This window comes from Acinetobacter sp. GG2 (assembly GCF_000292385.1).
In the GTDB taxonomy this organism is placed as follows: domain Bacteria; phylum Pseudomonadota; class Gammaproteobacteria; order Pseudomonadales; family Moraxellaceae; genus Acinetobacter; species Acinetobacter seifertii.
Map to the genome: position 1 here is coordinate 62,621 of NZ_ALOW01000031.1, position 12,646 is coordinate 75,266.

A 12,646-nucleotide genomic window follows, 5' to 3' on the forward strand; every position below is an offset into this window, starting at 1 on the left:
ATACCCTGAAACTAAACGCCAAGACATGAGTATGAGTGCAAAAATACAGCAAATAATTGATTCTGTTGTAAAGAATGAAACCTTAAGTGGAACTTCGCTTATTTCGACAATTTTTGGAGATTCAGTACTTCATCGGGGTGGAAACATTAGTCTTGCAAGCCTGATTCAGTTATTAGAGCTATTTGGTTTTAATGACCGCGCTGTAAGAACCTCTGTTTTTCGTTTAGTTAAAAATGATTGGTTATGTTCAGACAAAATCGGCAGAACCAGTTTTTATCGCATTACCGATTCAAGCCGTTCAACCTATTTGCAGGCCGAGCAACGTATTTATAACGACCAGATGAAAGAGTGGGACCATTATTGGGATCTTATTCTGATGTCTAGCCTCGACACTGAAAATAAAGCGTTGTTAAAGAAAGAACTTGAATGGTTAGGATTTGCCAATATTTCGACAAACTTAATGGCTTATCCGGGTTGTAACCGTATTGAACTGCAACGCTTGTTGGTTGACTTAAATATGAGTGAGCAAGTGGTGGTGTTTAAAGCCGAAACCTTGCAGCTCTTTAATAACTCGGTCGATACCATTGGTCGTATGCTCAGAACTAACTGGCCCATCGATGAATTACGCCAAAGATATCTACAGTTTCTCGATATTTTTAGAGAAATTGGCGTGTTGCTTATGCAAGAAAACGAACAACTCGAACCTGTTCAGGCCTTTCAAATTCGAACTTTGCTGATTCATTATTATCGACGGATTTTATTGAAAGACCCTGCATTACCGCTTGAGTTGTTGCCAACTGACTGGCCCGCGATTAGTGCACGAACGTTATCAATGAATATTTATAAAAAAGTATTTGAACCTGCGGATGAATACTTCTTGTCTGTTGCCGCAACAGCAGAAGGACCAATGCCAAATGCCACAGCACATTATTGGCGCCGTTTCGGAGGTTTGGTGGCGACAAATGAGAGGTTAAGTCATGCCTTGTTATAGTATTGACGGTGTTATTCCCGTCGTTAGCCCAGATGCTTTTGTACACCCAACCGCTGTTTTAATTGGTGATGTGATTATTGAAGCGGGCGTATATGTAGGACCATTTGCGTCATTGCGTGCCGATTTTGGTCGTATTCACATTAAGCAAAATGCCAATATACAAGATAGCTGCACCGTACATGGTTTTCCGCAAAGCGTGACTTTAGTTGAGGAAATGGGCCACATTGGGCATGGCACAACTTTACATGGCTGCCGCATTGGTAAAAATGTTTTGGTCGGCATGAACAGCGTAATTTTGGACTATGCTGAAATTGGTGAAAACACCATTATTGGTGCAAATAGCTTGGTCAAAACCAAAGATATAATTCCGGCAAATGTACTGGCAATGGGTAGCCCTGCCAAGGTTGCACGTGAGTTATCAGAACAAGAAAAAAAGTGGAAAACCAGAGGCACGCAAGAATACATTGAACTTGCACAGCGCTGCTTAAACTCAATGCAAGAAGTTCAGCCTTTAAGCTCAGAGTTGGATGACCGTCTGACCTATAAGGATTTTAGTTCTTCAAATTATCAGATTAAACAAGATAGTGTTTAACGGCTTTTAATCAGTCGATTTCAATACACATGAGTTCATAAAACTTAAGGAATACTCGCACGAGTAGGGAGACGTTTGTGCAAAATATGGAAACTACTGCGGTTGATCAATTCGCAGAGCTATTGGGTGTTCATGTGCTGCATCGCAGTTTTGATGAAGCGCGTTGCAAGCTTAATGTAAAAGACGAACACATGAATGCTTTGGGCGGTGTGCATGGTGGTGTCATATTTTCTTTAGCCGATATTGCTTTTGCGATGGCTTGTAATGCAGGGGATGCGCCATATACAGGCCTACAGGCGGATATTCGTTATATGAGCGGTGCGAAAGATAAGGTGTTATTTGCAACGGCAACCAAGGTCGGCAGTAGTAAAAAATTTGCGCATTATGAAGTTGTGATAACAGACGGTTTAAATAATAGAGTCGCTTTGTTTACATCTACCTGTTATAGGCTTGCGCCGTGATATGTGGTTATTTGTTTGTTAGATTCAGAGCAAAACTTAACTAGTACGACAGTTTGAGTCGTTCATATATTGATCAATTTAACAGCTTAGATATGATGTAAACTTCTTAACTATGGGGTATTTATTATGTCGAAAAATTCAAAACAAACTTCTAATAAAGTTGCTAAATTGGCATCAGAAGTATTGCGAGACCCATCTTCCTCAGCAATTCAGAAAAAATTAGCTGGTTCAGCTTTATCTCAAACACATTCCCCTAAACAAACGGGAAATAAAATGGAATCGGAAGCATCTAGAGTGCTAAAGAGCGACAAATATAATGACACGACTAAGACTTTAGCTGCTTCCTTAGTATCGCAGTCTAATAAAGAAAGATAACTTATTTCACTCATTAATAAAAATTAGCTGTATATAAATACAGCTAATTATATTTTTGAAAAATAGATTCATTAATAATAAAAAGATTGGTAAGTTCATTATATCTTTTGACCTTTTATTATTTTTGTGAATTGTATAAATAAGACTTTATATTTATCCTTTAAGAGAGAATAGTGAAAAATTACCAACCTTATAATTAAAAAGTGAGATAGATTTTGATTATTTCTCTTATACTTTAACAACAGAAACTTAGATCTATACAATAGTTCATCGTCTGACTGCTGAATAGTGATTGTGACAATAACCTCATATGAATGAGAGGGAAAATTAATATGCTTGTTCATCAGTCTTTAATAGAATATGAAAACATTCCTCAAGCTGATGTAGAACGTCAAGCAATTGATTCCCTTCGAGGGTATGTATATCAAATCTATGCAGCAGCTTTAGCATGGCTTGATATTGATAAAAGTTCTAAAATTTTTCTTGAAGTTGCAGAAGATTATGCCATTGTTGCGCAAGATGCTATTAAAGCTGTCCAGGTCAAGGATACAGTTGCATCAACAAAAGTCACTCTGAACACAGCAAGTGTTCAAGATGCTATTAGCAACTTTATCAAATTAGTAGAAAGTAACACATCAACTAATGTATTTCTTCGATATTTTACAACATCAGAGATAGGGGTTGAGAAAGCATTACTAGATCGACCAGATGGTATAGCAGGTCTTTTGTATTGGCAAAAAGCTGCAATAAGCAGTGATATAGAACCATTACGAAGATTACTTGTTAGCAATAAATTTCCTGAAAATGTACGTGAATTTGTTCAATGCCGGAGTAATGAGGAACTTCGTAAAGATTTACTTCGTAAAATTCATTGGGATTGTGGGAATCCAGACTTAAAAACTCTGCAACAAGAATTTCACGATCGATTGGTTTCGGTATGTAGAGATACTTTTAATATACCAGCTACCGATGTGTCTCAAATTTCAGATATTTTAACTCTTCATGTTTTGAGAAAGAGTATAGTTGCAACACCAGTTGATAGAGTGCTAACTAGCGCTGATCTACATCTAATTATTGATAAAGCTTCGCGTATAAGTATTAAGAAAAATACGTTTGAAACGATGATACAGAGTCTATCTTTATTAGTACCTCAATTAAATAATGGGGTAAATGATAACTTAACAGTTAATTTTACTTCTCCAACTTGGATGATTAAAAGTGCGGACCTGCCTATCAATAACCATATGGTTCAACGGAGTGAACTTGAGAAAAATATTTTAAATAACTTAGAAAAATACGGAGTCACTTTCTTAGTTGGTGCAAGTGGTGTTGGGAAATCCTTTGTAGCAAGATCAGTAGTAGAACAGCTAACTAGTAATTTTGTTATTATTGACTTTAGGGATGCTAATATTGATGAAACAAAAGCAATATTGAGCTCCTTATTATCAAAATTGGGTGGATTAAACTCTGAGTTTATTATTTTCGAAGATTTAAATTATCTTAATGAACCAGCACTCAAATTATTGATTATGCAAATTTTCAAGGCAATTGGTAGACGATACATTTCTGCGATAGTTACTTTATATCAGGAGCCTGCATTAAAAACTCTTTCAAACTTTGATTTTGATCAAAGATCAATTGTTAGTTGCCCATATTTTACAGAGGATGAAACATCAAAACTTGTACAATTGTTTGGTGGAGAACCTTCAGTTTGGGGAAAACTTTGCCATATTAGTGGAGGGCATGGTCATCCACAGTTGGTTTACGCCTTTATTTGTGGTGTTGCTTCACGTGGCTGGGTTCGTTCTGAAATATCAGCAATTATAGAGACTGGATTATCTTCAGGTGATATCGTTTTAGAACGTGAATCCGCCCGAAAGTCACTTATGTCAGCACTTCGAGATGATTCTAGAGAATTACTTTATCGTCTCAGTTTGTTTATAGGCAACTTTAATCGCTTTTCAGCAATGCAAATTGCATTGTTATCACCCTCTATTAATCGTTCAGGGGAGGCGTTCGATTCTGTAACAGGATCATGGATTGAAAAAATTGGGCAAGATAATTATCGCATTTCTCCATTAATTGCGTCATCTGGCAAAGATATGCTTTCACCAGTTTTACAAGAAGAAGTAAATAGTAAGATTGCAGATCAATTCATATCACAAAAGAGTATAGATGTTACTGATATAACAAGAATAATATTACATGCAATGTTGGGTAAAAATGAGAAAGTATTATTTATAATTTCATCCAAATTCATATCTGCGGATGAAAAACTGATTAATTCTTTGGCAGAAAGCTCTTCTATTATTGGTTTATTTGATTTAAGTAAACCAATTTACCCTACTAACATGTATATATCTTTATTGCTGCGATTAGCTCAGTTTAAAATTTTAATGGTAACCCCAAAGAGTGGAAAAATTACTGAGTGTATTGATGTATTGAGAAAAGAGTTAGATCTCTGTGATTCAAAAAACCATAAAGAAATTCAGGCATTAGTTTTTCTAGGTATTCTCAATAATATGGGGATCGCAAATTATATTGATGATTGGGTTGAACTATTACTTAAGCTTCCAGAAGTTTTTGCATCTCTTTCCTTTCCTTTTGACTTGTCATCAGATATTCAGAATATATCAGGTAATAATGGAGATATTGCTACATTGTTCTTTGCGATTGGTAGTGCAAAATTAAACACCATCGAAAATTTACAAAAAGTATTAAAGCAGTTAGATCAGCTTCAACCTACTCAAAGGATGATGTTATTACAAGGAATTAAGGATTTTTCACTTGATTACTCTGTTTTGATTAACTCTTCTTGGTCCTCGCAAAGCAAGAAGCAATTGGATGCTGAAGATGCGTCTCATCGTTATAAACAAATGGCGAAAATGACTCAAGACTGGGGGGTGAGATCAATAACAGTTCAATGCTGGATTGCTAGTGCAATTATGATTGATGAATATGCACATGATCAAAATAGAGCTTTGCAGGTCCTTGATGATGCTATTGTTGAAGTAGGACCAGATATCCTTATCTCAAGAGCAAAAGCAAAAATATTTTTCAATGCAAAAGATTATCCAAATGCACTAGCAATTATGCGGAAAATAGCTGATCAGATTGGTTCGGAAAGTTATATTGAAAGAGCTTTCGCACTGCGTGAGGCTGCGATCAGTGCAGCCAATTGCAATGAGTGGCTTTTAGCTGAGAAGTGGTTTCTTGAAAGTCAAAAAGTTGCTGAGTTAATTGATTTGCCAAATATGAGGATTATGGCGATTGGACTTGGGGCCGATGCCGCAGTTGCTGCATTTAATATTGGAGAAGTCAAAAGGACATTGCAAAGTTTAGTAGTAACTTTAACTAATCTTAGTAATATCTTACCAGAATCATCACTTCAGGCCTCTTATTGTCATCATATGGTTCGCCATACAATATTATGGATTAAAGCTCAACTTGAAGGGTGGAGTGAATTACCAAATGGTGAAGCCATTGTCATGAAACCGGGTATATGTAGTGATATAGAACCTTCGAAAGAAATTTCTGAACGACCATTAGCCGCACTTGAAATCGCTTGGTATTTGTTAGCAGACTGCGAATTCAAAAGTCGTAAAAATACTGGGATTGCCAAAGGCTTAGACAAAAGACTTATTAATGGGCGAATCTTACCTATGGAACTGGGGTTTCGGCTACAGTATTTGTGGCGAGAAATAAATACAATTAATGTTGAGGGTTTTTCAAACTATTTAATGGATTATATTGAGTTAAGGTCATATCTTTCTGAGCATGAGCTAGAAATAAAAAAAGAAAATGATCTTTTGAATCCTAAATATATAAATATTCCCAAACTATCCACAATAGAATTGAATCAAAGTCATCGTGAATATGTTGATGATGCGATTATGGCATTCATAATTGTAGCGGCATGTAAGAATGCCTCTGAAATCTTAGTGAGTTTACGTCAAACTTTAAGCAAGAATTTAGATCGAAAAATCCTGAATGATGAGATATTACTAAGAGTTGTTATAGACGATCCTAAATGTGCTCCAATTTCATTTATACAAATGTTGGTTGATTCAGCAATGCTATTTCGAAGTAATATCCATGTTATTCCACAAAATTATTGCATAGCTGGTCTGCGGTTTTTACTACAGGCTTGGCAATCTCTTTATAAGAGCGAGCTTATTGCAGTTATTGCAATATGGCAGAGGAAGGCATGGACAAGGATTCTCGAATCTGAAAAATTTCAACTTATTTTGCCACAAATATTTGAGCCAGAAATTTATAGAGTTCTTTCCAATCTCGAAAATGATGAGAAATTCTTAGGGTCATTGTTGCTTGTAACAGCTGATGCCACTGGATTAAATCTCTCCCAAGACCTTCGAAATAACTTAAAAATTTTGGCAATTAAAAGTTGATAAAAATTAACTGCTTGAATATTTAAAAAATGGTCGTAATTCAAGAAAAGCCCATAATTCAATGAACTGTGTGATTGGCACCAGATAGTATGAAGGCGAATTTGTTCTGCTCTAGGGATAAAGTAAATTATTGAAAAAAGAATAGCGCCACATTAGATAAAGAAAACATATTTACACCCCCACTTAACAATAACCCCTTCATTATTTAGCCTTACTTTTCTAATGATTTAATTTAAAACAAATGGCATTTTGCGTGCTTGACTGCAAAAGGGTTGGGCACTATTCTTTGCCTGCTGGCCACATTGCCAGCCGGTCGTCGCGGACCGATTACAACAACATCAGAATTATTCCTTTCTGAGGGATAATTTTGTGTGAGCATCTCCTCGTCTCCTCCCGTAGCGGTAGGACGGGAGAGGGACACCCTCGGGTGTGCTGGTTGTTGTACCAGTCCGCGAACCCTTTCTCGTTCTGCCACCATAATTTCTATTCATGTCGGCAGGACTCCCAATAAAAAGGAGTTGGCTTTGCACATCCATTATTTCTTGGCTCTCAATGCCAAAAGCTATAACGACACAGCTTAAAAATTAAAGCAGCTTGAATGCCTCAAGGTTTTCAGGCTTAAAGTCATTTTTACTTAAAACTTAGCAACAACAAACTTGAGATGTGCCAAGCACAGTCTTTACGGCTTTGCTGTGCCTTTTTTTCTCCCAAAAGGGGCACTGGCTTTTTTATCTCATTTAGAAACAACAAGAATTTATAACGGAAAAATTATGCGAAATTTAGAAATCTCTTCCAAAAAACTACAGGTTGTTCAAACTGCAATCCAACTCTTTACCACTCGTGGCTTTCACACCGTAGGTGTAGACCTAATTGCTAAACAATCCCAAATCACTAAATCTACGTTTTATAAATATTTTGGCTCAAAAGAACGCTTAGTTGAAATGTGCATCGCCTTTCAAAAAAGCCTGCTCAGAGAGAAAGTGCTCGCTATTATTTACTCAAGCTGTTATTACGCGTCAAAAAATAAAATCAAAGAAATTATCGTTTTACATACCAATTTAAACAGCCTCTATAACCTTTTACTAAAAGCTATTTTTGAAATAAAACTACTTCACCCGCAGGCTTACCGTATGGCGGTTGAATATAGAAAATGGCTGCGCCATGAAATTTTTGATCTGATTTTTAGCGGAGAAATCCGTGAGCCACAATTCGATGCCAACATGGTGGTAAACCTTATAGATGGTTTACTGCTACAGGTTTTAGGCTCGCAAGGTTTGGAGGAAAGAGATGTAGTGTTGGATTATTTTTTAAATTCTTTTGCTAGAAATTTTAGCCCAGGATTACGGGAAGCATAAGCCCTAATGATAAATAGCGATTAGATGAGCTTTGAGCGTTGCAATAACAGAGCAATAAGTTGACTTCAAATTGTGGCTTAAGTGGTCTGAGGTCAAGTTTTTTTAAAGATACTTCAGCAATATGGTTTGCGTAACTTCAATCAAATACTGAAATATTTCGAATCAGCGTATGAGTTGCCTACGTCAGTCATCGTCTCGCGCAAAAATATGCTGAATATAAATAGAGGAGTCATTCATGGGTACGCGTTCAACCATTATGGATACCAATAGCTTTCGTCCAGAACATGCTGCTGAGCTGGACCATGCTACCCGCAAACTGACCGATAAAAGAAATAAAATTTTAGGCGAATCCTATCGCTTGTTTTATCGTAATCCCGTGCATCTGGTGAAAGGAGAGGGGCAATATTTATGGGATGCAGCAGGTCATCAATATCTGGATGTTTACAACAATGTTGCCAGCATTGGTCATTGTCATCCTGCGGTGATTGAAGCGGTAAATGAGCAAATGAAAATGCTCAATACCCATACCCGTTATTTACATGAAAATATTTTGGATTATACCGAAGAACTTTTACAGACTACTCCCGATGAAATTGACCGTGCCATGTACATGTGTACGGGTTCAGAAGCGAATGATTTAGCGATTCGTATTGCCCGTGAATATAGCGGCGGTACAGGAATCATTGTGTCTCAAGAGTCGTATCATGGAACCAGTAGCTTAACCTCAGGATGCTCTCCAGCACTTGGAACTGAGCAGCCTCTAGATGCGACAACTCGTCTAGTTCCAGCACCTGATTATTATCGGGTTCAAACTGATGATTTGGGCGAATGGTTCGCACAGCAGATTCAGCAACAAATTGACGATATGAATGCTAAAGGGATCAAGTTTGCAGGTTTTTTAGCGGACTCAATATTCTCTTCTGACGGTGTAATGCCTAATCCTGTTGGGTTTTTACAAAAAGCGGTTGATGTTGTGCATGCCAATGGCGGTATTTTTATTGCTGATGAAGTACAACCGGGTTTCGCACGCACTGGCGATTCTTTCTGGGGCTTTGGTCGCCACAATGTTGTGCCTGATATCATTACCACAGGTAAACCAATGGGTAATGGGGTGCCAGTGTCAGGGCTTTTAGCCAAGAGTGAAGTCCTCGCTGCTTTTAGCGATAAAATTCCATATTTTAATACCTTTGGCGGTAATCCTGTTTCTATGGCAGCGGCACAGGCTGTACTTAAAGTCATTCAGGAAGAAGAATTGCAAACCCATAGTAAATATGTGGGAGGGCTACTTCTTAAAGAACTCACTAAACTTATGGACAAACATGAGATGGTCGGTGATGTCCGTGGCGCTGGTCTGTTTATCGGGTTTGAACTGGTTAAAGATAGAGCGACAAAAGAGCCGAATAAAGCATTGGCTTTGAACCTTATTGAAGAGCTCAGAAATACTCATCGAGTTTTAACCTCAGTTGCAGGTCCTTATGGCAACGTATTAAAACTGCGCCCACCTTTGGCTTTCCAAATAAAAGATATCGATTGGTTAGTCGGCGCTTTGGATCAAGCCTTAACAAAATTAAAGTAAGTCACTTTAAATATAAAAAATACCCTTCAAGTTGGATGTTAAATCTAATCTGAGGGGTATTTTGTTGTTCAATGATCTTATGTGGCTGTAAAAGTTATTTCGAATTGCTTAAATAATAAAAAGGCCTTTATTCAAGGCCTGTATTTGCAATGTTTTAGTGCCTTAATTGACGTGGAGTCACACCAAACCAGCGCTTAAATGCACGAGATAAAGCACTTACTTCTGAGTAACCTAGCAGGAATGCCATTTCTGAAATTGGAATATTTTTTTGTTTAATATAATGTTCGGCCAACTCACAACGAACCTGATCGACTAAATGGGTAAAGGTCAGTCCTTCATTTTTTAAACGGCGGGTAAGGGTGCAACTGGTTAAACCAATATCATGAGCGATTTTTTCAAGGTTTGGTTCACCTTCACTCAGTTCAAGTTGGATGTGAGAGCGAACCTGATCTGCAAGACTTTGACTTGGTGACGCGCGATTGAGTAACAGCAGCGTATCTAAAATCACTGTTAATAAAATAGAATCACGCCCCGGCATAGTATGTTGGACGTCTTTTTTCGAAATGATGATGGAGTTAAAAGGTTGATCAAAATAAACAGGCGCGTTAAATAATTTGCTGTGTTCTTGCCAGAATTCAGGTCGAGTATGCTCAAAGTGAATGGCACGTGGTGAATAATGAGGACCCATCACTTCACGGATCACATTCATAAACATGCCCATGGTCAGTTCTGCATCTTGGCGGCGAGTTAAAATCGCGCCGTGTTGAACTTGATAATCTATGCGCCAGCTATCTCCCAAATCTACCATTCGATTAAGCGTATCTTTCTGATGCAAATAAAAGTTATTGGTCATGTTCATGAGTGCAGACTCTAATGTATTTGAACAAAGACCAATGTACCCAATGAGCCCTAATGATTTCGGTTGAAACTGTTGACCATAATGCAGGCCAAAATTATCACAACCAGAAACTAGCGCTGCCTGTTCTAGCACCTTGCAATAATTGGGCAGTTGTAAGCTCAACGTTGGGCTGATTAAAAGTTCAGGATTAATACCACTAATACCTAAAACGCGATCAACATCTGCACCTTTATGACGAATAAACTCGCTTAAACCAGAGGCAGCTGCAGACAATACACCTTGATTACACATATTTGAATCGACAAGATGAGCTGGGTTGAGATGTAACATGTCAAGTCTCATGATATTTATTCCTAACTATTCTTATATTAAGCAAAAGCCATACCAGTTTTTGCTTACGTCCATGATTTTGTATTGTTAAAAGCTTTTATAAAATAATGATTTATGTGTTGCTGTTTTAAGTTTCAGGCTTGATTCTTTAAGAAGAGATCAAGAGTTGTATTTAAGGTTGGGTAGCGAACTAAAAGAAGGCAGAAAATGCATTAGAGATAGGCAAAAAGGGCAGAACTAAAACAAGAAATTAAGCGGCTTCTCATGCATACAACATCTATTGTAGGCATGAGAAAATAAGTGAAATACTAATTTTTTGTAGTTTTTGCCGTTTGCGCACCATAACTTAAACTGGCCATTGAAGGTCTAAATTGACCTGTATTGGCATCGCGGCCCTGTAGTAAAAATTTAGGATTGGCTTGCCCATAGCCCTGCACAGCCTGCTGAGAAAATTTTCCAATATCAGAACTCGGACTGCGCAATCGGTTGATAATTAGAACCTTCTGAGTCGCCGCAAAATCTTGCATCATATTTTGATCGCCTTCACTGTCACCCGCGATAAAAATTGGTCCGTAACCATATTTAGAGACTAAAAAACGTTGAATGGTTGCGGTTTTGCCTTTACCTTGAGTTTGCGCATAGCCATGACGAAACTCGGGTAAAATTCGATTTTGAGCATCTCGCTCTAACTCCATGGCGTAGGCATTTTTTTCATTAATGTTATAGCCGATCTCTGGATTAGAAATAATTTCCTTAATCACATCAATAAAAGATGCCGAGCAGACATAGACATCAATGCCATTGTCCTGAAAAGCCTTAAATAGATTTTGCATTTCACGGTATGGTCTTAAACCATTTTCCCAAGTGGTTTTCACAACGCCTGCTTTGCCCGAAAGTGCTACGGGAGAGGTCCATGTTACAGGTCCAATCGGTTGCTGCATTTGCCAAGCCACCGTTGCTTTTACCAAATTACGGACTTCTTGTTCGGTAAGCCCAGTAAATAAATAAGTGACCCATGGATATGCAACTTCATGATCAAACGTGTCTCCAATTGCCGCATATAGATATCTCATTTTAGTAATGAAATCGAGATAATGCGGATCTTGTTTAATTTGATCGAGACTCTGCTTGCCTTTTAGACCGCTATAGTGGTGATAAAGCCATGTGTAGCTGGCAATAATATCTGGGGCGATTTTATCAATATTGACGGCTTGGCCTTGCTGGTTATTGTAGGCCGCTTCAAAATTTTTCGAGCTAATTCCTTTACGAATAATCTGATTAAGCTGCTCTGGCGTGACATTAAACGCTAAGTGTTCAAGCTGATAAATTAAAGTTGCTTCTTCGATGTCTAAAAATACCGAGGTATTGTCAAAGTCAGTGACAATATACGGGCGTTTTTCAGGGTTATAGTTGGGGCTATCTTTTCCATAGCTAGCAATCAATTGATTAAGCTGGTCAAAGTTAAAAGCGTCCCATTGACCTTTTTGTATATATTCCTTTTTTTGAATAGTGACTGGGGGAGATGTGTTTTGTAGAGGGTTGTAGTTACATGCGCTTAGGGCAATCATGCTTGCCAGACTACTGGTGAGTAATAGTGCTTTGGCAACTTTGCTCAGTTGATGGGTAGCTTGCATAAACCCTTCCTTTAAATTCTATAAAATTTAAAAACTAAAAATTGAAAATGAAGAAAAGCGATCG

General features: G+C 37.8%; 9 protein-coding genes. 7 read left to right on the forward strand and 2 right to left on the reverse strand.

Annotated elements, in window-relative coordinates:
* Positions 1 to 25: 25 nt before the first annotated feature.
* The 7 genes from paaX (at position 26) to B554_RS0107760 (ending at position 9,759) form a co-directional block, all read left to right on the forward strand.
* On the forward strand, positions 26 to 991 hold the full coding sequence (gene paaX, locus B554_RS0107720; RefSeq protein ID WP_081318642.1) for a phenylacetic acid degradation operon negative regulatory protein PaaX: 966 nt from the start codon (positions 26 to 28) through the stop codon (positions 989 to 991).
* A complete protein-coding gene (locus tag B554_RS0107725; RefSeq protein ID WP_019457610.1) occupies positions 978 to 1,583 on the forward strand; it encodes a DapH/DapD/GlmU-related protein in 606 nt (201 codons plus the stop codon). Before paaX ends, B554_RS0107725 begins: the two co-directional genes overlap by 14 nt.
* Positions 1,584 to 1,660: 77 nt before the next feature.
* Positions 1,661 to 2,044, forward strand: a complete 384-nt coding sequence (locus B554_RS0107730; RefSeq protein ID WP_019457611.1) for a PaaI family thioesterase — start codon at positions 1,661 to 1,663, stop codon at positions 2,042 to 2,044.
* Between the two features lie 126 nt (positions 2,045 to 2,170).
* Positions 2,171 to 2,419 (forward strand): hypothetical protein, encoded by a 249-nt coding sequence (locus B554_RS0107735; protein WP_019457612.1) that lies wholly within the window; start codon positions 2,171 to 2,173, stop codon positions 2,417 to 2,419.
* A gap of 332 nt (positions 2,420 to 2,751) precedes the next feature.
* A complete protein-coding gene (locus B554_RS0107745) occupies positions 2,752 to 6,828 on the forward strand; it encodes an ATP-binding protein (RefSeq protein WP_019457614.1) in 4,077 nt (1,358 codons plus the stop codon).
* A gap of 770 nt (positions 6,829 to 7,598) precedes the next feature.
* A complete protein-coding gene (locus B554_RS0107755) occupies positions 7,599 to 8,183 on the forward strand; it encodes a TetR/AcrR family transcriptional regulator (RefSeq protein WP_025465145.1) in 585 nt (194 codons plus the stop codon).
* A gap of 235 nt (positions 8,184 to 8,418) precedes the next feature.
* On the forward strand, positions 8,419 to 9,759 hold the full coding sequence (locus B554_RS0107760; RefSeq protein WP_019457615.1) for an aspartate aminotransferase family protein: 1,341 nt from the start codon (positions 8,419 to 8,421) through the stop codon (positions 9,757 to 9,759).
* A gap of 154 nt (positions 9,760 to 9,913) precedes the next feature.
* Here B554_RS0107760 and B554_RS0107765 read toward each other — a convergent pair whose 3' ends face one another.
* Positions 9,914 to 10,948, reverse strand: a complete 1,035-nt coding sequence (locus B554_RS0107765; RefSeq protein ID WP_031944937.1) for an AraC family transcriptional regulator — start codon at positions 10,946 to 10,948, stop codon at positions 9,914 to 9,916.
* Between the two features lie 308 nt (positions 10,949 to 11,256).
* A complete protein-coding gene (locus B554_RS0107770) occupies positions 11,257 to 12,582 on the reverse strand; it encodes a phosphoserine phosphatase (RefSeq protein WP_019457617.1) in 1,326 nt (441 codons plus the stop codon).
* Positions 12,583 to 12,646 lie beyond the last annotated feature (64 nt).

What these genes read in the sequence shown, in the direction of transcription:
- paaX (WP_081318642.1), top strand. Translation starts at nt 26, where the DNA reads ATGAGTATGAGTGCAAAAATACAGCAAATAATTGATTCTGTTGTAAAG.
- B554_RS0107725 (WP_019457610.1), top strand. Translation starts at nt 978, where the DNA reads ATGCCTTGTTATAGTATTGACGGTGTTATTCCCGTCGTTAGCCCAGAT.
- B554_RS0107735 (WP_019457612.1), top strand. Translation starts at nt 2,171, where the DNA reads ATGTCGAAAAATTCAAAACAAACTTCTAATAAAGTTGCTAAATTGGCA.
- B554_RS0107745 (WP_019457614.1), top strand. Translation starts at nt 2,752, where the DNA reads ATGCTTGTTCATCAGTCTTTAATAGAATATGAAAACATTCCTCAAGCT.
- B554_RS0107755 (WP_025465145.1), top strand. Translation starts at nt 7,599, where the DNA reads ATGCGAAATTTAGAAATCTCTTCCAAAAAACTACAGGTTGTTCAAACT.
- B554_RS0107760 (WP_019457615.1), top strand. Translation starts at nt 8,419, where the DNA reads ATGGGTACGCGTTCAACCATTATGGATACCAATAGCTTTCGTCCAGAA.
- B554_RS0107765 (WP_031944937.1), bottom strand. Translation starts at nt 10,948, where the DNA reads ATGTTACATCTCAACCCAGCTCATCTTGTCGATTCAAATATGTGTAAT.
- B554_RS0107770 (WP_019457617.1), bottom strand. Translation starts at nt 12,582, where the DNA reads ATGCAAGCTACCCATCAACTGAGCAAAGTTGCCAAAGCACTATTACTC.